Below are 24,427 nucleotides of genomic sequence, written 5' to 3' on the forward strand. Positions count from 1 at the left end.
GAGACGCACACAATTGAGCAAGCAACGCTAGAAAGCCTGCTCGTCAGCATGATGTACATTAACAGTTACGCCTGACGACCATAGCACGCGTGAACCACCTGATCCCTTGCCGAACTCAGAAGTGAAACCGCTTAGCGCCGATGGTAGTGTGGGGTCTCCCCATGCGAGAGTAGGTCATCGTCAGGCACTTATTATGAAAAATCCCCCAGGGCTGATGCCTTGGGGGATTTTTTTTGCGTGTGGGGGAGGTTGTGAGGGGAAAATGGTGAGGTGTGAGGGGTAAAGGGTGGGCAGTAAAGGGTAAGTCGTGAATCGTGAGCAGGAAACGTTGGTGAATGGCTATCGCCCGAATATCCTGTTCCGCCTCACGCCTCACGCCTCACGCCTCACGCCTCACGCCTCACGCCTCACGCCTCACGCCTCACGCCTCACGCCTCACGCCTCACGCCTCACGCCTCACGCCTCAGCTAGATAAATGCTATGATGCGCCCCAATTAATTAGCCAGCCATCACCGTTTGTGATGGGCGGAATCGAGGTGAAGTGGTGAGTGAAACGGTACCTACGTCATGGTTAGTTTACTGCCGTCCTGGGTTTGAGAGTGATGCGTTGGCAGAGCTACAGCATCACGCAGCATTACAGGGCATCGCCTGTGAGTCATCTCATGGTGAGGGGTGGGTAAGCTTAACGCGTGTTGATGGTGAAGCGGTAAATGATTTACACCGCCAGGCAGCGTTTAAAAAGCTGATTTTTGCGCGCCAGAGCTTAGCGGCTTTACCTGCGCTCACTCTTTCACGTGACGATCGTCTTACCGCTATCTTGGAACAGGTCAAAGCCAGCCGTTGGAGCTTTGAAGAGATTTGGCATGAAACGCCGGATACCAACGATGGCAAAGCACTGGCCGGGCTGATTAAGGCGCTTACCAAGCCGCTGGAAAGTATGTTGAAAAAACGTGGTGCGTTAAGGCGCAGCGCGGGCGCACGACGTTTACATATTTTCTGGACTGACGGTGATCAAGTGCAGCTGGCGATGAGCTTCCCAGGCAATCGTAGTGATTTGATTAATGGTATTCGTCGGCTGCGCTTTCCCTCTCGTGCGCCTAGCCGCTCAACGCTGAAGTTGGAGGAGGCGTGGCACGAGTTTATTCCTAGGGATGAGTGGGATGTGCGGCTAGCACCGCATATGCAAGCAGCTGACTTAGGGGCCGCTCCAGGAGGTTGGACGTGGCAGTTGGTTCAGCGCGGCATGTACGTGTATGCCGTCGATAATGGCCCAATGGAATCACAGTTGATGAAGACTGGGCAGATTGATCATCTCAAAGAGGATGGCTTTATCTGGGAGCCACCACAACGTCTAGACTGGCTGGTGTGCGATATTGTTGATAAACCAGTGAGAGTGCTAGCCATGGTGGAGCGATGGCTGATTCGTAAATGGTGCAAAGAGGCGATCTTTAACCTCAAGTTGCCCATGAAAAAGCGCTGGGATGAGGTAACTCGTTGTCTAACGGCGTTGGAAGAGTCGCTGGAAAAAGCGGGTGTGCATGCCAACGTATCATGCCGTCACCTCTATCACGATAGGGAAGAGGTAACGGTGCATGTAAGGCTTAGGGATTAATGCTAGTGAAACCCATGTTTAATAGCTTGGCTCGTAAATCCGGATAGTTTCATCTTCGGTTAACAGCGGTAAAATACGCTGCATGGCCATTGCCCGCGCTTCGCTTGAGTGCCACTCCTTCCAAGCGCGGAGGTCACGCCATTTGGTAATCATCAGTCGGCGATCGGTATGGCCCAGTTCTACCAATGTTTCACCACTGATAAAGCCCCTTACGCCTAGAGAAACACGCATTGCCTCTCGCGCTGCTTGCTCAAATTCTTCTTCAAGACCGGGCATAATTCGCCGTTCGATGATAACTTTAATCATACTTTCTGTTTCCTACATCGAGGATATTGATGGCTGATAATACGGGTACGTTACCCAACGTTGATGCGGTATTGGACACCACAGGACTCTACTGCCCAGAGCCGATTATGCTGATGCATAACAAAGTGCGCGACATGACCCCAGGCCAAGTGCTCAAAGTGATTGCCACAGATCCAGCCACCACGCGAGATGTGCCCAAGTTTTGTCAGTTTTTAGGGCACGAGCTGCTAGAGCAGCACACCGTCTCTGAGAGCAACTACCTCTACTTTATTCGTTTAGCATAACCTTTTGAGATAGACCTTTGAGATAGTCCGTCGAAATAGCCCTTCGAAATAGCCCGAAAAGCCATGCGAGGCTCAAATCAAAATCGTTGATGTTGGCCTCGCTCACAAAGCGACATTAAGGCACTCGATTAATCACTGGCCACAACCATCATGGCTAGCGCATCAAGCGTCGCTGGATCTTCTTCCAGGATACGGTTGGCGATATGGCGCTGGAAAAAGTAAACGGTCTGATGGCGGGCGTGAGCGCTGTACAGGCATTCATCCCCTAACAAAATCGGTGTCATCGCCGCTTTGTTCTCGTCGGCAAGGAGCGCGTCAAGGCTACCGTCGCTGTAGAGACGCCAACCGTAAACGGGCTTCATATGCCAGGGTGAATCGGGGTGATTCATGCACAGCGCGTGGGTGCCCAGAGTGTCGGGGATTTGCTGAATAAGGGTGACTTCGCCAGAAGCCTCATAATCAAAGTATTCAGCCGCCGCAACTAGCTCGTGGTATTTGTGATCCGGTGGCGTATCAAAAATTTCTTCCGTTTCAGGATCGCGATAACCTACGAAGTAGCCATTTTCCTGGCTGTTCAGATCATGGCAGGCTGCCAGGCTTTCCATCCACGGCACCAAACCGATGACGCTACCGTCCTCTCTTAACCCCCAGGCCAAAATAGGTAAGCCATAGTAGGCGTCGGGACTCGCAGCGAGCTGGTACACCATCTCTAAGCCATCTAGCTCAGGGGCTAAACGGACAAGGCACTTTTGCGCCTGCTGACGCTGGCGCACAGTTTCCAGGTCGATGACCTGGGCAGAGCGGGGTGACAAGGATGCGCCCATTGTGTCCCTCCTTATGCTGCGTGGTCATCAGATTGGCAAAGCTGATTCATTTGCCTCTCATATCCACAAATAGCACAACTTGCTCATAAGGTTAAGGGTTCTGCGCTTTTTAATTATCTGAACAAGTTGGAAAGCGAGCTCGCAGCGCTTGATGCTCAGAGAGCGCTTGCTGAAACTGGCCCCAGGGCGCTTGGGCATTATCCAGCGAAAGCCAGCGTTCCTGGTAGCGTTGAATCGCTATTGGCTTGCCTACCTGCTGTGCGTCAATTAAGCGATTGATCGCTGTTAGCCATTGCTGGGCAGCGTTCTCCAAGCGCTCAAGCGACGGCGATTCCCAACGGCTTAAGCAACGTGTGGTATCACTCTGCCGAGCTAACAATGCATTCGCTTCTGTTAAGCGTTGAGTGGCGAGTAGCAGGGCGCGCAACACCTCAGCGGTCAATGGCCGCTCTTGCAGGGTTTTCAAATGGTTTTCAAGGGTTGAAGAGTCCTGCTGCCAGTCGAGGTCAAACTGGTGATCCGTCATTTGCTGCAAGTAATCGATCGCTTCAAGCTGGCCAGCAATAGTAGTTTCATCGATGTTAGATAAAGGCTGGCTTGCTCGTGAGAAGCTTTTAACCCACTCGCTGGAATCAAAAATAGCGTTCCAGCTTACCGCGGGTAACTGTGTCGTTTTAGTCGTGGTTAATCGGTTTAGGCGCGTTCTATCTTCATCGCTTAACTGCTCGGGAACTTCGCTATTTAAGCAGGTGCTTAGCCGCTGCCATAGAGTGCGCTCATATAGCCACTGTTGGCTAGGCGGTGCTACACGCCCCAGTTGATTGTTACGTGCAGCGACTAGCGACGTGATTTGGCATTCGCGTAGCGCGTATACATTCAACAGGCTGTCCCGGGTTTCGGGGATATCTATAATTCGATCGGGGCGCTCAGGGAAGTCGCCAATATTACCCGGGTCAGCTCTTTGAATGTTTGATAGTGCAAGGTCATTGGCGAGTTGCTGATGATAACGCTGCCACTGCTGCTCAGCGGGGTTGTCCCCACAGCCAGACAGGAGGGCGCTTAGGATGATAGCTAGAGAAAAGTTTCTCCATCGAGCCATGTTTACTCCCGAATGCTAATACGCTGTAAACGCCAGCCAAGTAGCAGTGCTGCGGTGCTCAAGCCCGCAATCAACCCAATCCAGTAGCCATGAACCCCTAGCGGGGCGACCTCGCCCACTCCATAGGAGCCCAGCCAGTGGCCGCCACCCAAGCCTACAATCCAGTAGGAGAGCACCGTAATCACCATCACAATGCGGGTATCTTTATAGCCGCGTAAAGCACCCGCTAAATTGACCTGCAACGAGTCTGAGAGCTGAAAAATGACGGCTAAAGCAATGATCGAGAGCGCTAGCGCCTGTATCTCACTATTGGAGGTGTAAAGTGCGATTACCGGCTCGGCGCTAACCCACAGTACGAGGCTGTTAATAGCGGCAATGATGACGCTGATGACAATTCCATTCCAAGCGACTTTACGGGCTAGTGCTAAGCGCTGCTGACCCAGCGTATTACCCACTCGTACGGTCAGTGCCATACTCAGCGACAGGGGCAGCATAAACAGAATGGAGGTGAAACTTAGCGCTATTTGGTGAGCTCCCACCGTGACTTCACCAAAGCTGGCAATGAAGAGCGCAATGAGTGTGAACAGAGTCACTTCAACAAAAATGGCTACGCCAATGGGAACGCCCACCACCACTAATTCACGTATACCTAGCCACTGGGGCGGTGTCAGTTTTTGCCAAATCGCAACGCTTTTATAAGTACTTCCCCTGCGCGTGTAGTAGGCCATCGCGAGTGCCATCGTCCACATGGAGAGCGCCGTCGCAATGCCGCAGCCAAAAGCGCCCAAGGCAGGTAACTGTTGCAGACTAGTGGGAACCCAGGCGCCAAATAAATCAACCAAACCATCACCGCCGTAGATCAAGAGGTAGTTGGCAGGAATGTTCACGCTTAAACCGACCAAGCTGATCCATAGCGCCGGACGGGTATGATTCATACCATCTGAAAACGCTCTAAGCGCCTGAAATAGAGCGATCCCCGGCATGCCAAAGGCGACGGCTGACAGATAGGCGGCAGACTGGCTGGCGACCGCTGGGGGCACACTCATTAATTCAAATATCGGCATGATAGCCGACCAAAGCAGCACAGCCGCGATAGCGCCTAGTAGCAGCGCGACCCAAAGCGCCTGATGAACGGCTGGACGAATAGCCTCATTGCGCTTCCCACCCAGCAAATGCGCCACAATTGGGGTAAGCCCCATTAAAGTGCCCGTCATAAATAGCATGAGTGGCATCCACAGGCTCGAGCCCACCGATACAGCGGCAAGTGAGGTGGCGTCATGCCGACCGGTCATCATAACGTCGACGACACTCATCCCTGCCTGAGCCAACTGAGCACCGCAAATAGGCAGTGCCAAGTGCATTAACATTCGTGTTTCTGGCCAGTAAACCGATTTAATTTGCTGAGTAAAGCCGCCCACTTGTTGGCTCCTGAAGGGGAAAAGTTGCTGTGAAAGGCCGCTATATTAGCAGGAGCGACTCACTTTTGGGGTTAGCCGTTAGCTTGTATTAATCGTGTGGGTATAATGCCCCAAAACCAGTATCAAACGAGGTCAATGTGAGTGACAGGCAGGAGCGATGGACGCTCGAGGATATTACCGCGCTTTTTGACGGGATTTTTGCTGAGCGGTATCAAACCCGGTTGATTCGGGGCGGGGATGAGCCTCTCTATCGGCCCGCTAACAGTGAAACCCCTTATCATCAGGTTATCTTTGCGCGGGGTTACTATGCCAGTGCGCTGCACGAAATCAGCCATTGGTGTATTGCGGGAGCACAGCGGCGCCAACAAGAGGATTACGGCTACTGGTACTGCCCTGATGGGCGCGATGCTGAACAGCAAAAAGCGTTTGAGCAGGCTGAGATTGCGCCACAGGCGTTGGAGTCTATCTTCACCCGTGCCTGTGGTCGCGTGTTTCATGTCAGCGTGGACAATCTAGGCGGCGATATAGAGGTAGATATAGAGGCATTTGCAGCGCGAGTGGAGGCCCGCGCCCAGCGCTACTTGAAGGAGGGCTTTCCAGCCCGCGCAAACGCCTTCCAGGTGGCGCTTAAACGCTTCTACTCTGACCAGGCGACACTAGCGGAAGCCGTGGCACAGGCGCATGCCACGTTGGATAAAATGGATAAAGCGCTGCCGGCTTAATCCTCTTCGGTCAGGCGCTGATGCATCGATAGCATCACTTCCAGCTCATGCTCTGGGCGCATCGGCTCTAAACCCAGCTCGCTGAACGTTTCGCGCCGTTGGCGGTGCCATTCGCCTGGGGTAAGTGAAGGGTAGAGCACCGACGCTGGGGCTAGCTCAACAAAAGGATCAAGCCCGTAGGTGTCAAAAAGGCGCGCTAGTGCCGCTTCGTCGTCGCCATTGTCGCTGGTATACAGCGTGGCGGAGAAGTGGTCGTTCTCAAGCTCGCGAATTACCTCAAGCGGACTAACCCCTAAGCTCTCCAGCTCTTCCATGCTGTAAGCGCCCATGGCATTGGTATCCTCTTTGATCCAGCTATCGTCCGGCTGAATCAATGTTTGCTTCACCCGGCCATCGGGGAGCGACCAGGCAATGGCTAGCGGGAGCCCATCGTCTTCGCCTGTTTCAATGGCTATAAACCCTGGATAATCGGCCACGCTAATACTCCTTTTAAGATTCCGTGGGAAGACGGAAAAAACGCTGGGCGGTCTGTGTGGTTGCCGCACCTAGCTCTGTTTCGCTAATACCATGCCACTGGGCGATCTCGCGGACAATCCACGGTAGCAACGCCGGTTCGTGTCTTCGCCCCTTTAACTTCGCCGGTAGGTTGCGGGGCAACAGATAAGGGCAGTCGGTTTCCACCATTAATCGCTCCAGCGGTATATCGCTTACCAGAGGGCGCAAATGATGACCGCGCCGCTCGTCGCAAATCCAACCGGTCAGGCCTATATGCAAGTCTAGGTCGAGATAACCAAACAGCGTATCGCGGTCAGCGGTAAAACAGTGCACTACCGCGTGGCTGATGTCGTCTCGCCACGCATGCAGGATTTCGCGCATACGCTGGCCCGCATCCCGCTCGTGCAAAAACAGCGGCAAGCCGCTTTCTACTGCCAGTGCCAGCTGTGCTTCAAAGGCTCGCTCCTGCTCCTGGGGCGTTGAGAAGTTGCGATTAAAATCCAAGCCGCACTCGCCTACGGCGACGACTTCCGGCATGGCATGCAGGGCCGCCATGTCGCGCTCGAGGTTCTTATCCCAGCGACTGGCGTCGTGGGGATGCACTCCCGCTGTGGCGTAGAGGCCAGGATACTGCTTGGCAAGCGCAACCGCTTGCTCGGCGTGGGCCAGGTCGGTGCCGGTGACGATCATGGTGGTTACCTGCGCGGCCCGGGCACGCTGGATAACCGCCTCAAGATCACGACCGAAGCTATCGTGGGTCAAGTTAGCGCCGATATCCACCAAAGGGGCGCTAGGCCGAAACTGTAGTGCTTCGGGTAAAAAATCATCGGCATCAGCAGTAGCCAAAGGTCTCTCCCGTTCAATCTGCAAAGGCACCATTGTAACGGCATGCGCGAGCATCGACTAATGGTGTATTTAAGAATGTGAGCGCAAGGAAATGGCACGAATTGCAAAAAAACTGGCTCGATAGGTAAACAGCTAGGGCTTATTAGCGCCTAAGATGAACGCAAGCTATGGCGTGCTACGTCGCTGCGATTGATTCAATAACACCCTTTAATAACAACAAAAGAGAGCAACATAATAATGCCAGTATCTCCTCGTTTATCTCACAGCTTTGCTACTTCCACTCTCGCCGCTGCCATTCTGATGGCCAGCTATGCGCCCACTACTTTTGCTGATGAGGGTATCTCTGATAACGAAATCCGCATTGGCTATTTAGCCGATATGTCCGGCGTTTATCGCGACCCCATTGGCCCATTGGGTGAAGACGCTATCAATATGGCGATTGAAGATATGGGCGGCAGCGTCAATGGGGCCAATATTGTGGTGTTTAGCGCCGATGACCGTAATAGCCCCGATGTAGGCTCAAGCGTCGTGCGTGAGTGGATCGATGAGCGCAACGTCGATATGGTCACCGGGCTGGTGGCATCTTCTGTCACTCTGGCGGCGGTGAGCCTGCTGGAAGAGGCGGATAAACTTGGACTGGTCAATGGCGCTGTCTCTTCAAGCATTACCAATGAGCACTGTTCGCCCAATCATATTCACTGGGTTTATGACACCTGGGCGATGTCCAACGGAACGGCAAAGGCAATTACCGATGAGGGCCACAAAAATTGGTATTTGTTAAGCGCTGACTACTCCTTTGGCCATGCACTGGAAGCCGACGTCACACGCGTAGTGACTGAAAATGGCGGCACCATCGTGGGCAGCGCTCGCCACCCTTTCCCCAGCAGTGACTTCTCCTCTTTTATGCTCCAGGCCCAGGCGTCCGGCGCTGATGTCATTGCGCTGAATAACGCTGGCGGCGATACGATTAACGCGGTGCAGACAGCAGGGGAATTCGGCATTACCCAGGCAGGGCAGATTCTGGCGGGCATGGTGCTGTTTAGTACTGATATACGCAGCATTGGCTTGGAGAACGCGCAGGGTCTGCAGTTTACCAAAGCGTGGTACTACGATCTAAACGAAGAAACCCGGGCCTGGGCGGAGCGTTTCCGTGAGCGTACCGGCAGCATGCCTACCATGGTACACGCGGGTCTCTATTCCAGTACTCGCCACTACCTTGAAGCGATTGAAGCTACCGGCACCGATGACACCCAAACCGTCCGTCAGCAAATGGCCGATACCCCCATCAACGACATCTTCGCCACCGATGGCTACATCCGTGAGGATGGCCGCATGGTTCACGATATGTATTTAGTAGAAGTGAAAACACCTGAAGAGTCGCAGGATGAGGATGATCTCTTTCATGTTATTCGCACCATTCCTGCAGAAGAGGCCTTCCGTCCGCTTTCAGAGAGTGTCTGCCCGCTGGTAAACAGTTAAGTCTTTGCCAACTCATTACAACAACTCAGAGGATTTGGCATGCCGGAAACGTCGGTTATTCAGCAAAACAGTATCGGGGCTGCTCTAAACCGCAGCGCTCGAAAATATTCTCACCAGCTGGCGCTGGTATTTGGCGAGCGCCAATGGCGCTATCAAACGCTCAACCAGGCAGCCAACCGCGTAGCCAATGGCCTGCTGGCAGCCGGGCTTACGCCAGGTGATCGGCTGGCGGTGTATGGCAAAAACTCTGATGCCTATGTCATCGCCTGGCTTGCCGCTGCTAAAGCGGGGTTGGTGCATGTGCCGATCAATTTCGCTTTAAGCAGCGATGAGCTGCGCTATATTCTTGACCAGTCGGGGGCAACTGGCCTGCTCAGCGATATCAGCCTCGCCGACAAAGTAAGTGCCGCGACCGAAGGCTTGGATCTAACCATGATGGGCACCCTGCATGCGGATCAGGGGCGGGATGCGAAAAGCTTTGATGTACTCGCTCATGCAGTTTCAGGATCCAGTAGTGAAGCGCCCAATAGTGAAAAGAGTAGCGAAGAGCCCAATGTGACGGTCGACGGTGCCAGCCTTGCTCAATTGCTCTATACCTCGGGCACCACCGCCGCGCCTAAGGCCGCGATGATGACCCATCAGGCACTGATGGCCGAATATATGGCTTGTATGGTTGAGCTGGATATTAAAGGCAGCGACGCCATGCTCGCCGCGCTGCCGCTCTACCACTCAGCACAAATGCACGTCTTTCTCATGCCAGCACTGTTGCTCGGTGCGCCCGTCTATTTGCTAGAGGCGCCGCTTCCCGAGCTGTGTTTAAGCGCTATAGCTGATCACCAGATCGCGTCATTTTTTGCCCCGCCCACGGTCTGGATCAGCCTGTTGCGCCACGCTGAATTTGATCGCTTTGATTTAAGCGCTCTAAATAAAGCCTATTACGGTGCCTCGATTATGCCGGTGCCGGTACTGGAAGAGCTTCAGCAGCGTATACCGGGCGTCGGGCTCTATAACTGTTATGGGCAGAGCGAAATAGCGCCCTTGGCGACCGTGCTTCGACCTGAAGAGCACGCCGAGCGGCCCGCTTCAGCCGGGCGGCCCATTTTGACGGTGGAAACCCGCATCGTCGATCTTGAGATGAACGATGTGCCGCCCGGCGAGCATGGTGAAATCGTCCATCGATCGCCGCAGCTCATGAACGGGTACTGGGATAAGCCGGCGATGACTGAAGAAGCCTTCCAGGGCGGTTGGTTCCACTCAGGGGACGTGGGCTACTTCGATGAAGCGGGCTATTTGTACGTTGTTGACCGTATCAAGGACGTGATCAATACCGGCGGCGTACTGGTGGCTAGCCGTGAAGTAGAGGAGGGGCTATTCAAGCATCCGGCGGTCTCCGAAGTGGCGGTGATCGGTCAGCCCGACGAGAAATGGATCGAAGCCATCACGGCGGTAGTTGTATTGAAAGAGGGCCAAGAGGCAAGCGAGGAGGAGCTGATCCATCACGCAAAAACGCTGATGGCGCCTTATAAAGTGCCTAAACACATCCTTTTTGCCGATGCGCTGCCCAAAAGTACCGCAGGCAAAATCCTTAAACGCCACCTACGTCAAGACCTTAAGGGGTAAGCATGGACGCGCAAACAACCGACCTGTTTCACGCCATGATCAAACGCTGCCTAAGCCAGGAGGTTGCCCCGTACTACGATGAGTGGGAGGCAGCGGGTGAAATGCCGCGCTCACTGTGGCATGCATTGGGCGCTGCGGGGCTGCTCGGCATTGACCTTGACGAACAGCACGGTGGTTCAGGGGCTGATATCGCCATCACCCAGCTGGCGCTGGAAGAGCTCTCCCGCCAGGGGTTTGGTGGCCTTGCCAGTGCCTATAATATCCACGCCAATATCGTTATGCCCTACCTGCAGAACCTGGGGACAGCGGCGCAATGTGAGCGTTGGCTACCTGCCATGGCCCGTGGTGATGCGCTTGGGGCCATCGCCATGACCGAACCCCATGCGGGTAGTGATCTTGCTTCAATGAGAACTAGGGCGAAGCGCACTAGCGATGGCTGGGAGTTAAGCGGTAGCAAAATCTTTATCACCAACGGTCAGTTTGCCGACCTGGTCATCGTATGTGCCAAAACCGATCCTTCCGCCGGGTCAAAGGGCGTGTCACTGTTTTTGGTTGACACCCACTTACCCGGCTTTTCGCGGGGTAAACCGATTAAAAAGATCGGCCAGCACGCCAGCGACACCGCCGAGCTTGCCTTTGATCAAATGCAGTTGCCCCATGAGGCGCTGCTGGGTGAGGAGGGCGCCGGGTTCCGCTACCTAATGCAGGAACTGCCCCGTGAACGCCTGGGTGTTGGGGCACAGGCGCTGGGCGCCGTGGAGGGAGCGCTGGCGCTGACGTTGGAGTACGTACAACAGCGCCAGGCGTTTGGACAGCGGGTGGCGGATTTTCAAAATACCCGCTTTACCCTGGCAGAGATCAAAGCCCAGCTGGACGTGGCCCGTGCCTACTTTGAGCACTGCGTCGAAAAGTACCGCCAGGGCACCATGAGCAGCACGGATGCGGCGATTTTAAAACTGCAGCTCAGCGAACTGCAGTGCCAAGCGGTGGATCGCTGCCTGCAGCTATTTGGCGGTTACGGCTACACCCACGAGTATCCCATTTCACGCTTTTATCTGGATGCCCGAGTACAAACGATCTATGCCGGCAGCTCAGAGATCATGAAAGAAGTTGTCGCCCGCTCGCTGCTAGGCAAAGTGGCTTAGCAAGACGATGCGTTTGAACACAGGAGAGAGCCATGCGGTTGGATGATGTAGTGATTTTAGGCGGCGCACGAACCGCGATCGGTAGTTTTGGCGGTTCGCTCTCAACCAAGGCGCCGTTTGAGTTGGGGGCGATAACCGCCAAGGAGGCGTTGCGCCGTGCTGGCGTTGAGGGCGGAGATATCGATCACTCGGTCTATGGTCACATTATTACCACCGGCCCCCAGGATGCCTATCTGGCGCGCCATATTGCACTCGAAGCTGGTGTGCCGAAAGAGGCGGGGGCCTTCAACGTCAATCGGCTGTGTGGTTCAGGTGTACAGGCGGTGGTCTCAGCCGCCCAGCAGATTGCCATGGGCGACAGCCGTTTAGCGCTGGCAGGTGGCGCGGAGTTGATGTCGCGTGGTGCCTATCTGCTGCCGCCCCAGGCGCGCAACGGCGTACGTATGGGTGATGTAAACGTTCAGGATTTAACCCTGGGCATCTTGAGCGATCCCTTTGGCAGCGGCCATATGGGCTGCACCGCCGAGAACATCGCTAAACAGTATGGCCTAAGCCGTGAGCAGCTGGATCAGTTTGCCCTTGAGAGCCATCAAAAAGCGGCGCGTGCCATCGCGGAAGGCCGCTTTGACGATCAAATCGTAGCAGTGGAGGTCAGTCGTGGTAAGCAAACAGCTCTTTTTTTCCGCGATGAGCATGTACGCGATGGCGTCCAACTTAGCGATTTGGCGCGGCTCAAGCCCGCCTTCCAAAAAGATGGCATGGTGACCGCAGGCAATGCCTCGGGTATCAACGATGGTGCAGCCACGTTAGTGCTTGCCCATGCCGATGAAGCCACACAGCGGGGCTTAGCGCCCAGAGCGCATCTTCGTGTTGCCACAACAGCAGGCGTTGAGCCAACGCTAATGGGCCTTGGTCCGATTCCTGCGGTGCAACGCTGCCTCCAACAGGCGGGGCTAAGCATTAACGATATTGACGTGATTGAGTCCAATGAAGCCTTTGCTGCCCAAGCTCTGGCGGTGGCCGACACGCTAGGTTTTCCGTTAGAGAAACTAAACCCTAACGGCGGCGCGGTTGCCTTGGGGCATCCGGTGGGGGCCACGGGGGCTATTCTGATTCTCAAAGCGCTACACGAATTGGAACGTATTAACGGTCGCTACGGCTTGATAACCCTGTGTATTGGTGGTGGGCAGGGCATCGCCCTGCTTATCGAGCGCAGCTGATCCGATTTGATTACCACAAGAACACGTTTAAAGGAGTGTTTATGCCTTCAGTAACCCCGAAAATTTTACCCGCCACGGCCTCTGCGACGAACCCCGCTTTAATGATTGGCGACCTGCTGGAGGCAGGTGTGCGCATGGCAGGCGACAATCAGATTGTCTACCGGGATCAGAGCCGTCACAGCTATGAGCGTTTTCGTGAGAGAGTGCACCAACTGGCCCATACGCTGACGTCACAGGGCGTACAAGCCGGTGACGTGGTAGCGGTGCTGGATTGGGATAGCCACCGCTATCTGGAGTGCTTTTTTGCCATTCCAATGATCGGCGCGGTACTCCACACGGTGAACGTGCGCCTGGCTCCGGAGCAAATCCTCTACACCATGGAGCATGCCGAAGACGTTTTCGTCATCGTGCACGAAGAGTTTGTGCCGCTGCTTGAGCCGCTGGCCGATAAGCTGCCCCAAGTACGTGGCTATCTGCTGTGTCAGGAGGCTCCGCAAACAATCGATACCACGCTGCCGCTGGTGGGCGAGTTTGAAGCGCTATTAAGCCAGCAGCCCATTCACTATGACTTTCCCTCCTTTGATGAAAACGCCGTCGCCACACTGTTCTATACCACCGGCACTACGGGTAACCCCAAAGGGGTTTTCTTTACCCACCGCCAGTTGGTGCTGCATACATTGAACGAGTCTAGCGCTTTCCAGGCGCCCGGTTTTGAGCTGCTCAACCGCGACAAGGTCTATATGCCCATTACCCCCATGTTTCACGTTCACGCCTGGGGAGTGCCGTATACCGCCACGCTGATGGGGGCTACCCAGGTCTACCCTGGCCGCTACGAGCCGGAAATGCTGGTCAAGCTGCTGGTTAGCGAGAAGGTCGACTTCTCCCACTGCGTTCCCACCCTGCTCAACATGGTAGTCAGCGCCGAGGCGATTGCCTCAAAGCAGGTCGACCTCTCCGGCTGGAAAGTTTTGGTCGGCGGCAGTGCGTTAACCGAGTCGCTAGCGAGCAAGGCATGGGCGTTGGGGATCGACACTCGCAGTGCATATGGCATGTCGGAAACCTGCCCGCTACTCACTGCCGATATTCTACCGCAGGATATCGGCGACGCTGATTTTGAGACCCAGCTACCCTGGCGCTGTAAAGCGGGCCTGCCGATACCATTGGTTAAACTGCAAGTGGTTGATGCGGACGGCGAGCCGCTACCCAATGATGGTAAAAGCGTTGGCGAAGTGCGTGTTCAAGCGCCTTGGCTGACCCAGGCCTACTATAAAGAGGAGAAGCGCAGTGCGGAGCTATGGCGCAACGGCTGGCTGCATACCGGGGATGTGGGCTCGCTTGATGAGCGGGGCTTTCTGACCATTAGCGACCGCATAAAAGACGTGATTAAAACCGGCGGCGAGTGGCTCTCGTCGTTAGAACTGGAGAGCTATATCAGCCAGTGTCCAGGCATTGCCGAAGTGGCGGTGATCGGGGTGACGGACGATAAATGGGGAGAGCGGCCAGCGGCGTTAGCTGTCCCCGCCGATCTGAACAACCCGCCCACCACTGAAGCCGTGCAGGCGTTTTTAGAGCAGTTTGTCGCTCAGGGAAAACTCAATCGCTGGGGGATTCCCAGCATGATTCGTTTCGTCGATGAGATACCCAAAACCAGCGTGGGCAAGCTGGATAAGAAACGTATCCGCACCGAAATATAGCCTATCGGGCTGGCTAGCGAACGTTGCCCGCCGTGCGCGCTTTGCGATACGCGGCGGGCGAATTGCCTGTCCAGGTTTTGAAGGCACGACTAAAACAGGCTAGATCCTCAAAGCTCAACGCCTCCGCGATGCTAACCAGGGGCTTCTCACTACAGGTGAGTGCCTGAATCGCGACATCGCGGCGGTACTCATCCTTGACCGCTTGAAAGTGAGTGCCCTCCCTTTTGAGATGCCGCGCCAGCGTGCGTGCCGACATATGCAATGCATCGGCGGCGCTATGCACTGTGCCTGCCGTCAACAAATGGCGAGAGAGGTGTTCGCGCACGCGGTGGGTGAGCAGGCGATCTGCAAACGACACATAGAACCAGTCTGCCGGGGCGCGCTTTAGAAAAGCGCCCAGGTGTTTCTTGGTCTGTCGAATAGGGTGATCAAGGAAATCGCGGTCTATATAGATCGCGGTTTGTGCCTGCTCAAAGCGCACCGTGCCGGGGTAAAAATAGAGATAATCAGCGCTGTGTGGCGGCTGGGGGTAAGCGCACTCCATCAAAATAGGCGGTATTTTACGCGCAATCATCCACGACGCGATGCCGTGAAACAGCTTGAGCATCAGCTCATGAATCAGAGTGCGGCTGCCCAGCAAGGGCGCATGCTCTACTAGCGCCATGCGAGCGAAATCGCCTTCGAGCGTAAATGCATAGCCAAAGTCGTCGAGAAGAATACGGAAAAACTGCGTATAGCGGTGCAGTGCCACCTGCAAATTGGGCGCATCCAGCATGCTTAAACACAGCAGCTTCAGGGTGCCTCCCCGCAATGGGCGGGAAAAAAAGCCGGGCGTTTCGTCGTCCAGTTCGTTCACCAACCCGCGATACAGTTCGGCAAACTGCTCAACCGTGACGCGGCCATGGGGGGCCGAAAGTAAAAAGGGCGAAATACCCGCCCGTTCCAGGTAGCGTGTGGGCGATGTTGAGCTGTTGGGTAAGCCTTTAAACAGCTCATTTACAAAATGCATCGAGACGGTCACCGTCACGTTCAGCCCGCCTTTAAAAGTCGTTTTTTGGTTGAGATATTGTCGTTGCTGGCAAAACGGTATCACGCTGGTGATTTCCGCTCTACGATTCACCTCTATATGGTTCCCCCTCCTGGGCCGCTCATGCGTTACACTGTGCGCCTCACGATTTAGGAGGACACCGCGTGACCCTGTTACGACTCGAACAGCTGCAACTCGCCTACGGCACCCATGTACTACTCAATCGCGCCGACCTGACGGTTGAAAAAGGCGAACGGCTGGCGCTGGTCGGGCGCAACGGCACCGGCAAATCCACTCTGCTAAAGCTGGTAGCGGGGGATATCCTTCCCGATGATGGCTCAATCTGGCGAGCACCTGGCCTCAAGATAGGCGTGCTGGCTCAGGAGTTGCCCGAGTCATCTGGCCTGACCATTTTCGATATGGTCGCCCAAGGTCTGCCGGAAGCTGGGGAGCTACTCTCCGAGTACGACCATCTTATCAATGATCCAGACCCTGATATGGATCGCATGGCGACCCTGCAAACGCGTCTGGAAGCCATTGATGGTTGGTCTTTCCACCAGCGTATCGATACCGTGCTGACCCGCTTGGGCCTGCCCCCAGCGGCTGAGATGAGCTCGCTCTCCGGTGGCTGGCGGCGCCGGGTGGCGTTGGCGCGTGCCCTGGTCGCCGAGCCTGATTTACTGCTGCTCGATGAGCCTACCAACCACTTGGACTTAGACACCATCGCCTGGTTGGAAGAGCAACTGCTGGCGTTTAATGGCGCGGTGCTGCTGATTACCCACGATAGGGCGTTTCTTTCCAAACTGGCCACCAATATTCTGGAGCTGGATCGCGGCCAGCTAGGGCGCTACCCCGGCAAGTACGAAGAGTATCAGGCTCGTAAGCAGCACGAGCTTGAAGTAGAGGCGCGGGAGAACGCCGAATTTGATAAAAAACTTGCCCAGGAAGAAGCCTGGATTCGTCAGGGCGTTAAAGCACGGCGTACCCGCAACGAAGGCCGGGTTCGAGCGCTCGAGGCAATGCGTAACGAGCGTAGCCAGCGCCGCGAGCGTCAAGGCAATGCCAACCTGACGGTGGATCGCGGTGAGCGTACCGGCAAGCGCGTTGTGGAGCTGCAAGGTGTCACCCAACGGTTTGGCGATGAGGTGGTACTGCGCGATATCAATCTTGAGGTACTGCGCGGTGACCGTATTGGCTTCCTGGGGCGCAACGGTGCGGGCAAGACAACCCTGCTGAAAATCCTGCTGGGCGAGTTGGAACCCACTGAAGGCAAGGTGCAGATGGGCACCAATCTGAAAGTGGCTTATTTCGACCAACTGCGCGCCGGGCTTGAACTGGAAAAAACCGTTTACGACAACGTTGCCCAAGGCAGTGATCGTGTCAGTGTGGGCGGTAAAGATCGCCATGTGATGAGCTATCTACAGGACTTTCTTTTCACCCCCGAGCGGGTGCGCCAGCCGGTGAAAGCGCTCTCCGGTGGCGAGTCCAACCGCCTGCTGCTGGCCAAGTTGTTCACTCAGCCAGCTAACGTGTTAGTGCTCGATGAGCCGACCAACGACCTCGACATGGAAACCCTGGAGCTGCTCGAAGAGCTGCTGCTCGATTTCGATGGCACGCTGCTACTGGTCTCCCACGACCGAACCTTTATGGACAACGTGGTGACCAGCATGCTCGCCTTTGAGGGCGATGGCGTTGTACGTGAATACGTGGGGGGCTATACCGACTGGATTCGCCAGGGGGGCAAGCTGCCGCCAGCACCTTGGGAAGGGGCGGCGCGTCAGCGTACCGAACCCACCTCAGAAGCGCCCAAGAAAGTGGCTGAAGCACCTGCCGCAACGGTCAAGAAAAGCGTCAAACTCTCGTATAATTTGCAACGCGAGTTAGATGCACTGCCCGCCGAAATCGAACGTCTTGAGGGGCAAGTAGAGACGCTGGAGAGTGAAATCGGTGACCCAGCGTTTTATCAGCAGGATGCCGACGCCGTTACGGCTAAGCTGCAAACGCTTGAAAAAGTGCAGAAAGCGTTAGAAGTTGCCATGGAGCGCTGGATGGAACTGGAAGCGATGGCTGCCGGTGAGTAGCTTGAAAACGTTAAAAGGCGCCGTATGGGCGCCTTTTTTATAAACGTTATCGTGCCTTAGGTTACTCGTCGCTTTCTTCGCCTTTTTTACCGACGCGAACGGCTAGCACATCGCATTGGGCACCGTGCAATACGCCGGTAGAGGTTGAGCCGAGCAGTAGAGCAAAACCGTGGCGGCCATGGGAGCCCACTACGATTAGATCTACATCGTGCTCTTCAGCAAAACGGTGAATTTCGGTGTCGGGCATACCCACCACAACGTGTTGGTCAGCCTCGGCAATATGCGGGGCGGCGATTTCGGCTAAGCGTTTTTTGGCGTGTTCATCCAATTGATCCTGGATGCTGGTCAAGTCCATGGGGATATCGCCACCGTAGGCAAACCCAAGCGGTTCCAGGGTATGCATAATGGAAATTTTGGCTTGGTCGTTGCGTTCAGCGATCGCAACGGCACGTTCCAGAATCTTGTGGGAGTCTTTGGTTAAGTCAACGGCAACTAAAATGTGGTGATAGCTCATGGCGTATCTCCTTGGCAGTAGGTAACAAAGAGGCTCTTTGTTCAATGACCGTTACTTTAGATGGCGTGTCCTGTTTTAACAATGACTTGAGTCAAAACAGCGACCTGAGTCATGGTTTTTAGAATAGTTTATATAGTGTGGCTTATGTGGGAGGAAATGTAGAGATGGAATGGTTAATTATCGTGTTTATTATGCTGTTTGTCATTGCGCCGGTGATGTGGCTAAAGCCTAGCCCGCGTCAAAAACGCCAGCAGGCGCTGCGCACTCAAATCGCTAAACAGGGCGTCAGCATCAAACTGGAAAAGCCGCCGCTACACCATTTTAGAGGTACCATGCCGGCTTATCGCTGGCACTATCCCCAGGAAGGGCCGGGGCCTGATTTTCTATTGGTAAGAGACAGCAATGCCAGTGAAGCCTTAACGCCATTTCATGCTGGCTGGCGCTGGCGGATAGCCCCTTTGCGGCCTTTACCTGATGCCGCCACAGCAGCGTTAAAAACACTGCTTGAACGCTTACCGCAAGACGCCTTGGTGGTGCAGTCGACCCCTTATGCATTGACGCTTTGGTGGTGGGAGTCGCAAACCGCGGAGCGATTCGCGACCTACCTACCTGAATTTCAGCAACTGCGGGAGGCGCTGCGTGGTCGTGCCGACCAGCCTTTCAGCCAGCCGTTAAAGGGCACTGAGAAGTCGTCTTCCAAAGTAAGTGATCAAGATACTGGGCTATCCTGATCCCGTGCTTGTATCGCTAAGCCGTTGGATTCAATCACCGCCAACCATTCGTTGAGTTGTTCGAGGTTCTCTTCGCTCAAGCCAGCGAACATCTCTTTGCGCGCTTGTTGCGCAACGCTGTCGATCTGTTCCAGCAGCGGCATCGCGGCAGGGGTAAGATAAATCCGCTTGCTGCGACGGTCGTTGTCGCAGGCTCGGCGCTCCACTAAGCCTTGTTCTTCGAGCTGGCCCAGAGTGCGCACAAGAGAGGGCGCCTCAACGCCAATCGCACGGGCGAGATCGCACTGTGGATGGCCTTCGCCAAGACGCCACAGGTGATACAGCGTCACCCAGCGTGTTTGGGTTAATCCCAAGGGCGCCAAGCGGCGATCCAAGATGGAGCGCCATAAGTGGGGCAAGCGTGCGATGCGAAATCCAATCGTTGAAGCCATAGGTAACTAGCTGCCAATAAATGTGAGTAGTCGAATTGTCATAAGCTACGCCGCTGAATGCAAGGCGCTTGACCCTTCAATCTTCCGGTCGCGCCTCTTCATCGTTAGGTCGACCCGGCACGAACCGCCGTAAGTTTAATCCACTTAGACCACTGGCGCGTATCTCTCCATCTGCCAGCGTGGCTTGCTGAGCATCGTCTGAGACCTCAAAACGTATTAATCCCAAGCGCTGGCCAGTACCTGTCATGATATCAATGCGCCAATCGCCGGTAGGGTCTTCGGGAAAGTTTTGTTTGTGGCTCCATGCGCGGTAACCCTGCTCGCGTCCGCCATCGATATTAAGCTCCACGACATCCATTGGCACACCATTGTGATGCCAGGCATGGGTAATAGTTTCACTTAATCCACGCGGTGCCCGAATAGCGGTGTAAACATAAAGGCCATTTTCGCTGATGGCTTGCGGCGTTAACGCCATTGAGCCTTGGGGCAGGCGCTGCTCGATATCAAAGCCGGGAGACAGCGCGCTGCTGGTCATCCATAGGCTGGCGGGCGGCACCCAAATGCGTCCAAGCCACGCGCCATAGGCGAGCAGTAGGGTCAACACAAAAAAAGCGCACCAGCGTTTGAGGGAACGCTGCTTCAGCAAGTGCCAAAAACTGGGCAGAGCCACCAGAATGGTGATCCCCAGGGCCAGCAGCAAACTCTGACCCGTAGTGAGGTGTACCATGATGGGCAGCGTCACCAGTAGAACAAGAAATACGCACTGGGCGTGGAAGATGAAGTAGACACTCCGCCATCGCTCGGCAACTTTGAAGTAGAGTGGATCGATAATTGACAGAAGCGCCATGCCGCCCACCAGTAGCGCAAATAGCGTTTGCCCGCTATTCCATACGGTAGTGACTAAAATGAACGGCAGCGTGAAGAAAAGTGTCTCCTGGTGAATCATCTGGGCGATAAAGGTGGTCACGCCACGGGGTGGTGTAGGGTGGCCCCGCCGAGAGAGCCAGCGACTGATCAAACCTTCAGAGAGCAGAAGTGTCCAGGCAAACAGTAATCCCAGCGCCAGCGCTGCGCCGAGCCACTGCTGGCGATCCACCAGAAAGAAACTACCTAAACCGGCAGCGAACGCCATGGGTGGCCACATCCAGCTCCACGGTTTTATCCGTTCGACAATGCTTTCAATACGCCGCTGAACGGCCTCAATGCGCGATGGCGTGAGCAGTGTGCCCATAACAAGGTAACCTACAAAATTAAAAGAAGCGTGATCCTAGCAGCATGAACGGATACAGGGGAGTGCTGGTCTCACTAGATGGGTAAATTAGCCAAAAGTCTGGGCTTGACGTTATCAGGCAACTCAACCAAGCTAAGGTAATCAAACGACCGTATGAAAGTCGTGTGGAAGCCGTATGAGAAACGTGGCGGGTTCTCTTTTCAGAGCCAGCCCGAAAATGTGGAGAGAGCGCGGATGATCTATCAAGGCAATGCCATTACGGTGACACGTCGTGACACCCCGAGTGGCAATAATATCGCAATGCTCACTTTCGATCTGAAAGATGAGTCCGTCAACAAGCTTTCCAGCGCGGTGGTCGCAGAGCTGAGCGAAGCAGTAAAAGCCATTCAAGCTGAAAATAGCTTAAAAGGTTTACTTATTGCGAGCGGGAAAGATGTGTTTATCGTGGGCGCCGATATCACCGAGTTTCACACTCTATTTGATAAAGGCGAAGCCTACCTTGAGGAGATGAATCTCAAGGTTCACGATATTTTTAACGCTATTGAAGATCTGCCGTTCCCTACCGTAACAGCGATCAATGGACTGGCTCTGGGTGGTGGCTGCGAAGTACTGCTAACCACCGATTTTCGCGTGATGGGCGACAAAGCCAAGATCGGCTTGCCCGAAACCAAGCTCGGTATCCTGCCTGGTTGGGGTGGCTGCGTGCGTCTACCGCGCATTATCGGCGCCGATAATGCCATTGAGTGGATTGCCGGTGGTACCGAAAACCGTGCCGATGCCGCGCTAAAAGTGGGTGCCGTCGATGCGGTGGTGACGGCTGAACAGTTGGAAGAGGCCGCATTGGATATTCTTGACCGTGCGAATGCCGGTGAGCTGGATTACCAGGCCCGTCGTGCTGAAAAGACCAGCCCGCTTAAGCTCAACCCGATTGAACAGATGATGGCGTTTGAAACAGCGAAAGGCTATGTCGCTGGTAAAGCGGGGCCCCATTATCCGGCGCCGGTAGAAGCGATCAAAGTGATTCAGAAAGGCGCTGGCGAAGAGCGTGGCCGTGCCCAGGCGATTGAAGCCAAAGCTTTCGCCAAGCTGGCACTCAGCAGCGTGGCGTTCAACTTGGTGGGTCTGTTCTTGAACGACCAAGTGGTCAAGAAAAAAGCCAGCAAGTATGAGAAGCAGGCGCAGCCGGTGAAGCAAACGGCCGTGCTGGGTGCGGGTATCATGGGCGGTGGTATCGCTTATCAGAGTGCCTCTAAAGGCACGCCCATTCTGATGAAAGATATCAAGGATGACGCCATTGAGCTGGGCCTGAAAGAAGCCCGTAAGCTATTTGCCAAGCAGGTAGAGCGCAAAAAGCTGACCACCGAGCAGATGGCGGAGAAGCTGACTAATATTCGCCCGACGCTCTCCTATGGTGATTTTGGCAACGTCGATCTCGTTGTCGAAGCGGTGGTAGAAAACCCCAAAGTCAAAGACGCCGTACTGACCGAAGTGGAAGGGATGGTGGGCGAAAATACCATTCTCACCTCGAACACATCGACGATTTCTATCAACCGCTTGGCGCAAAACCTCAAGCGGCCGGAAAATTTCTGCGGTATGCACTTCTTCAACCCCGTACACCGCATGCCTCTGGTAGAAGTCATCCGTGGTGAGAAGACTTCGGATGCCGCCGTTGCCGCCACCGTGGCCTACGCCCGGGCAATGGGTAAAACACCGATTGTGGTCAATGATTGCCCCGGCTTCTTGGTCAACCGCGTGCTGTTCCCCTACTTTGGCGGCTTCAGCTTCTTAGTCGAGCAAGGCGCTGACTTCCAGCACGTTGATAAAGTGATGGAGAAGTTTGGCTGGCCCATGGGCCCGGCCTACTTGCTGGATGTGGTCGGCCTGGACACTGCGGTTCACGCCAATGAAGTCATGGCGGAAGGCTTCCCTGATCGCATGGCCCGCGACGGTAAAACCGCCATTCAGGTCATGTACGACAATGACCGTTTAGGCCAGAAGAACGACAAGGGCTTCTACGCTTACGAAGAGGACAAGAAGGGTAAGCCGAAGAAAGTCACCGACGAAGCCGCTTACGCCTTGGTCAAAGAGGTGGTGAAAGAGCATAAAGAGTTTTCCGACGAGGATATTATCGCCCGCATGATGGTGCCGCTCTGTTTGGAAACCGTGCGCTGCCTGGAAGATGGCATTGTGGCCACGCCAGCCGAAGCCGATATGGCGTTGATCTATGGCATCGGCTTCCCGCCGTTCCGTGGTGGTGCGCTGCGCTACATCGACGCCATGGGCATTGCAGAGTTCGTCAAACTGGCAGAAGGCTTGGCCGACGAGCTGGGACCGCTTTATGCACCCACTGACAAGCTGCGTCAGATGGCTCAGAACAACGAGCAATTCTATTCCAGTGACAGCGCTGCCAGTTCTGCCAACCAAGCCTAACCACCACGCACAGGAGATATAAGATGAGTTTGAATCCGAGAGACATTGTGGTGGTAGACGGTGTTCGTACCGCCATGGCGAAAGCTAAAAATGGCGCTTTTCGTAACGTTCGCGCAGAGAACCTCTCTGCGGCGGCAATGCAGGCGCTATTTACCCGCAATCCTAATCTAGACCCTTCTGAAGTGGATGATGTGATCTGGGGCTGTGTGAACCAGACGCTTGAGCAGTCGATGAATATTGCCCGTAACGCGGCGATCATGACCGGTATTCCTCGCTCGGTGCCTGCGCAAACCGTTAACCGCTTGTGTGGCTCTTCGATGACGGCGCTGCATATCGCCGCCGCCAATATCAAAGCGGGGATGGGCGACTTCTTTATCATCGGCGGTGTTGAGCACATGGAGCACGTACCCATGGCCCACGGCGTTGACGTTAACCCGGCGGCCAGCAAATACGCAGCCAAAGCAGCGATGATGATGGGCCTAACCGCGGAACTGCTGGGCAAAATGCACGGCGTTTCCCGGGAAGAGCAGGATAAGTTCGGCGTTCGCTCTCACCAGCGCGCCCAGGCGGCTATGGAGAAGGGCTACTTCGATAACGAAATTATCGGCGTCGAAGGCCACGACCAGCGCGGTTTCAGAGTGATGGTGACGCGGGACGAAGTTATTCGTGGCGACTCCACCCTGGAGTCCATGGCGAATTTGAAGCCGGTATTTGATCCGCGCAACGGTACGGTTACGGCGGGTACTTCCTCGGCGCTTTCCGTGGGTGCCTCGGCAATGGCCGTGATGAGCTACGAGCGCGCTCAAGCGCTTGGCCTAGAGCCTATTGCGAAGGTGCTCTCTACCGGTGTCGCGGGTTGTGATGCGTCGATCATGGGCTATGGTCCGGTACCTGCATCTAAGAAAGCGCTGAAAATTGCAGGCCTTTCCGCGGCGGATATTCAAACTGTTGAGCTTAATGAAGCCTTCGCCGCTCAGGGGATTCCGGTGCTAAAAGATCTTGGTTTCCTGGATGCCATGGACGATAAGGTTAACCTGAACGGTGGCGCGATTGCCCTCGGGCACCCGCTGGGTTGTTCTGGCTCACGTATTTGCACCACGCTGCTTAACGTGATGCAGCAGCGCGATACCACCCTCGGCTTAGCCACCATGTGTATTGGTATGGGGCAGGGCGTTGCGACGGTATTTGAGCGGTTGAAATAACCACTTCGCTCTTAAT

22 protein-coding genes and 1 rRNA gene are annotated in these 24,427 nt (G+C 55.1%); 13 read left to right on the forward strand and 10 right to left on the reverse strand.

Annotated features, from left to right (window positions below):
- The first annotated feature begins 70 nt into the window (after positions 1 to 70).
- Positions 71 to 186 (forward strand): 5S ribosomal RNA (gene rrf / locus AC4EYZ_RS21720).
- Positions 187 to 541: 355 nt separating this feature from the next.
- A complete protein-coding gene (gene rlmM / locus AC4EYZ_RS21725) occupies positions 542 to 1,612 on the forward strand; it encodes a 23S rRNA (cytidine(2498)-2'-O)-methyltransferase RlmM (RefSeq protein WP_474191927.1) in 1,071 nt (356 codons plus the stop codon).
- A gap of 18 nt (positions 1,613 to 1,630) precedes the next feature.
- Here rlmM and AC4EYZ_RS21730 read toward each other — a convergent pair whose 3' ends face one another.
- A complete protein-coding gene (locus AC4EYZ_RS21730) occupies positions 1,631 to 1,918 on the reverse strand; it encodes an antibiotic biosynthesis monooxygenase family protein (RefSeq protein ID WP_022522948.1) in 288 nt (95 codons plus the stop codon).
- Between the two features lie 29 nt (positions 1,919 to 1,947).
- Here AC4EYZ_RS21730 and tusA point away from each other — a divergent pair, with 29 nt between their 5' ends.
- Complete coding sequence (gene tusA / locus AC4EYZ_RS21735; protein WP_022522949.1) at positions 1,948 to 2,202, forward strand: sulfurtransferase TusA; 255 nt, start codon at positions 1,948 to 1,950, stop codon at positions 2,200 to 2,202.
- 128 nt (positions 2,203 to 2,330) lie between these two features.
- Here tusA and AC4EYZ_RS21740 read toward each other — a convergent pair whose 3' ends face one another.
- The 3 genes from AC4EYZ_RS21740 to AC4EYZ_RS21750 all read right to left on the reverse strand — a co-directional run bounded on the left by AC4EYZ_RS21740 (position 2,331) and on the right by AC4EYZ_RS21750 (position 5,543).
- Positions 2,331 to 3,026 carry a hypothetical protein gene (locus AC4EYZ_RS21740; protein ID WP_009288633.1) on the reverse strand — a complete coding sequence of 232 codons (696 nt, stop codon included), beginning with the start codon at positions 3,024 to 3,026 and terminating at the stop codon, positions 2,331 to 2,333.
- Positions 3,027 to 3,135: 109 nt separating this feature from the next.
- The gene (locus tag AC4EYZ_RS21745; protein WP_138801658.1) at positions 3,136 to 4,125 is read right to left on the reverse strand and encodes a DUF3080 family protein; all 990 of its coding nucleotides are present in this window, start codon (positions 4,123 to 4,125) and stop codon (positions 3,136 to 3,138) included.
- Between the two features lie 2 nt (positions 4,126 to 4,127).
- Positions 4,128 to 5,543 (reverse strand): MATE family efflux transporter, encoded by a 1,416-nt coding sequence (locus AC4EYZ_RS21750; RefSeq protein ID WP_041159550.1) that lies wholly within the window; start codon positions 5,541 to 5,543, stop codon positions 4,128 to 4,130.
- 137 nt (positions 5,544 to 5,680) lie between these two features.
- Here AC4EYZ_RS21750 and AC4EYZ_RS21755 point away from each other — a divergent pair, with 137 nt between their 5' ends.
- Positions 5,681 to 6,265: an elongation factor P hydroxylase gene (locus AC4EYZ_RS21755; protein ID WP_027958879.1), complete on the forward strand. Its 585-nt coding sequence runs from the start codon at positions 5,681 to 5,683 to the stop codon at positions 6,263 to 6,265.
- Here the strand turns inward: AC4EYZ_RS21755 and AC4EYZ_RS21760 are convergent.
- A complete protein-coding gene (locus AC4EYZ_RS21760) occupies positions 6,262 to 6,741 on the reverse strand; it encodes a hypothetical protein (RefSeq protein ID WP_022522953.1) in 480 nt (159 codons plus the stop codon). The two genes, AC4EYZ_RS21755 and AC4EYZ_RS21760, sit on opposite strands and share 4 nt — an antisense overlap.
- Positions 6,742 to 6,754: 13 nt before the next feature.
- Positions 6,755 to 7,606, reverse strand: a complete 852-nt coding sequence (locus tag AC4EYZ_RS21765) for a TatD family hydrolase (protein WP_474191928.1) — start codon at positions 7,604 to 7,606, stop codon at positions 6,755 to 6,757.
- Positions 7,607 to 7,843: 237 nt separating this feature from the next.
- Between AC4EYZ_RS21765 and AC4EYZ_RS21770 the strand changes: the two genes are divergently transcribed.
- From AC4EYZ_RS21770 to AC4EYZ_RS21790, 5 genes are read left to right on the forward strand one after another with little or no spacing between them, the layout of a single operon-like run.
- Positions 7,844 to 9,085, forward strand: coding sequence for an ABC transporter substrate-binding protein (locus AC4EYZ_RS21770; RefSeq protein WP_490204013.1), 1,242 nt, complete (start codon positions 7,844 to 7,846; stop codon positions 9,083 to 9,085).
- A gap of 39 nt (positions 9,086 to 9,124) precedes the next feature.
- Entirely contained in the window at positions 9,125 to 10,705 is a 1,581-nt protein-coding gene (locus AC4EYZ_RS21775) for a fatty acyl-CoA synthetase (protein ID WP_133732692.1), read from the forward strand.
- A gap of 2 nt (positions 10,706 to 10,707) precedes the next feature.
- A complete protein-coding gene (locus AC4EYZ_RS21780) occupies positions 10,708 to 11,850 on the forward strand; it encodes an acyl-CoA dehydrogenase family protein (protein ID WP_133732691.1) in 1,143 nt (380 codons plus the stop codon).
- Positions 11,851 to 11,882: 32 nt separating this feature from the next.
- A complete protein-coding gene (bktB, locus tag AC4EYZ_RS21785) occupies positions 11,883 to 13,070 on the forward strand; it encodes a beta-ketothiolase BktB (RefSeq protein WP_474191930.1) in 1,188 nt (395 codons plus the stop codon).
- Positions 13,071 to 13,111: 41 nt separating this feature from the next.
- Entirely contained in the window at positions 13,112 to 14,764 is a 1,653-nt protein-coding gene (locus AC4EYZ_RS21790) for a fatty acid--CoA ligase (RefSeq protein WP_490204014.1), read from the forward strand.
- Positions 14,765 to 14,777: 13 nt separating this feature from the next.
- Here AC4EYZ_RS21790 and AC4EYZ_RS21795 read toward each other — a convergent pair whose 3' ends face one another.
- Positions 14,778 to 15,791, reverse strand: coding sequence for an AraC family transcriptional regulator (locus tag AC4EYZ_RS21795; RefSeq protein WP_227405396.1), 1,014 nt, complete (start codon positions 15,789 to 15,791; stop codon positions 14,778 to 14,780).
- 164 nt (positions 15,792 to 15,955) lie between these two features.
- Between AC4EYZ_RS21795 and AC4EYZ_RS21800 the strand changes: the two genes are divergently transcribed.
- Complete coding sequence (locus AC4EYZ_RS21800) at positions 15,956 to 17,872, forward strand: ATP-binding cassette domain-containing protein (protein ID WP_159176981.1); 1,917 nt, start codon at positions 15,956 to 15,958, stop codon at positions 17,870 to 17,872.
- Positions 17,873 to 17,933: 61 nt separating this feature from the next.
- On the opposite strand, the gene AC4EYZ_RS21805 is transcribed toward AC4EYZ_RS21800, so the two are convergent.
- The gene (locus tag AC4EYZ_RS21805) at positions 17,934 to 18,386 is read right to left on the reverse strand and encodes a universal stress protein (protein WP_022522962.1); all 453 of its coding nucleotides are present in this window, start codon (positions 18,384 to 18,386) and stop codon (positions 17,934 to 17,936) included.
- Positions 18,387 to 18,550: 164 nt separating this feature from the next.
- Between AC4EYZ_RS21805 and AC4EYZ_RS21810 the strand changes: the two genes are divergently transcribed.
- Positions 18,551 to 19,117: a hypothetical protein gene (locus tag AC4EYZ_RS21810; protein WP_022522963.1), complete on the forward strand. Its 567-nt coding sequence runs from the start codon at positions 18,551 to 18,553 to the stop codon at positions 19,115 to 19,117.
- On the opposite strand, the gene slyA is transcribed toward AC4EYZ_RS21810, so the two are convergent.
- Together slyA and AC4EYZ_RS21820 are read right to left on the reverse strand one after the other, a co-directional pair.
- A complete protein-coding gene (gene slyA, locus AC4EYZ_RS21815) occupies positions 19,096 to 19,548 on the reverse strand; it encodes a transcriptional regulator SlyA (RefSeq protein ID WP_022522964.1) in 453 nt (150 codons plus the stop codon). The two genes, AC4EYZ_RS21810 and slyA, sit on opposite strands and share 22 nt — an antisense overlap.
- Before the next feature lie 76 nt (positions 19,549 to 19,624).
- Positions 19,625 to 20,779, reverse strand: a complete 1,155-nt coding sequence (locus AC4EYZ_RS21820) for a DUF5924 family protein (RefSeq protein ID WP_211596556.1) — start codon at positions 20,777 to 20,779, stop codon at positions 19,625 to 19,627.
- 234 nt (positions 20,780 to 21,013) lie between these two features.
- Between AC4EYZ_RS21820 and fadB the strand changes: the two genes are divergently transcribed.
- Both fadB and fadA read left to right on the forward strand, forming a co-directional pair.
- Positions 21,014 to 23,209: a fatty acid oxidation complex subunit alpha FadB gene (fadB, locus tag AC4EYZ_RS21825; protein WP_211596572.1), complete on the forward strand. Its 2,196-nt coding sequence runs from the start codon at positions 21,014 to 21,016 to the stop codon at positions 23,207 to 23,209.
- Positions 23,210 to 23,232: 23 nt separating this feature from the next.
- Positions 23,233 to 24,411, forward strand: coding sequence for an acetyl-CoA C-acyltransferase FadA (gene fadA, locus AC4EYZ_RS21830; protein ID WP_474192489.1), 1,179 nt, complete (start codon positions 23,233 to 23,235; stop codon positions 24,409 to 24,411).
- Positions 24,412 to 24,427: the final 16 nt, after the last annotated feature.

This window comes from Vreelandella sp. 162(4c), from assembly GCF_058152265.1.

Coding starts and splice junctions, on each gene's coding strand:
- AC4EYZ_RS21730 (WP_022522948.1), bottom strand. CDS start 1,918: ATGATTAAAGTTATCATCGAACGGCGAATTATGCCCGGTCTTGAAGAA.
- tusA (WP_022522949.1), top strand. CDS start 1,948: ATGGCTGATAATACGGGTACGTTACCCAACGTTGATGCGGTATTGGAC.
- AC4EYZ_RS21740 (WP_009288633.1), bottom strand. CDS start 3,026: ATGGGCGCATCCTTGTCACCCCGCTCTGCCCAGGTCATCGACCTGGAA.
- AC4EYZ_RS21745 (WP_138801658.1), bottom strand. CDS start 4,125: ATGGCTCGATGGAGAAACTTTTCTCTAGCTATCATCCTAAGCGCCCTC.
- AC4EYZ_RS21770 (WP_490204013.1), top strand. CDS start 7,844: ATGCCAGTATCTCCTCGTTTATCTCACAGCTTTGCTACTTCCACTCTC.
- AC4EYZ_RS21775 (WP_133732692.1), top strand. CDS start 9,125: ATGCCGGAAACGTCGGTTATTCAGCAAAACAGTATCGGGGCTGCTCTA.
- AC4EYZ_RS21780 (WP_133732691.1), top strand. CDS start 10,708: ATGGACGCGCAAACAACCGACCTGTTTCACGCCATGATCAAACGCTGC.
- bktB (WP_474191930.1), top strand. CDS start 11,883: ATGCGGTTGGATGATGTAGTGATTTTAGGCGGCGCACGAACCGCGATC.
- AC4EYZ_RS21790 (WP_490204014.1), top strand. CDS start 13,112: ATGCCTTCAGTAACCCCGAAAATTTTACCCGCCACGGCCTCTGCGACG.
- AC4EYZ_RS21805 (WP_022522962.1), bottom strand. CDS start 18,386: ATGAGCTATCACCACATTTTAGTTGCCGTTGACTTAACCAAAGACTCC.
- AC4EYZ_RS21810 (WP_022522963.1), top strand. CDS start 18,551: ATGGAATGGTTAATTATCGTGTTTATTATGCTGTTTGTCATTGCGCCG.
- slyA (WP_022522964.1), bottom strand. CDS start 19,548: ATGGCTTCAACGATTGGATTTCGCATCGCACGCTTGCCCCACTTATGG.
- AC4EYZ_RS21820 (WP_211596556.1), bottom strand. CDS start 20,779: ATGGGCACACTGCTCACGCCATCGCGCATTGAGGCCGTTCAGCGGCGT.
- fadB (WP_211596572.1), top strand. CDS start 21,014: ATGATCTATCAAGGCAATGCCATTACGGTGACACGTCGTGACACCCCG.
- fadA (WP_474192489.1), top strand. CDS start 23,233: ATGAGTTTGAATCCGAGAGACATTGTGGTGGTAGACGGTGTTCGTACC.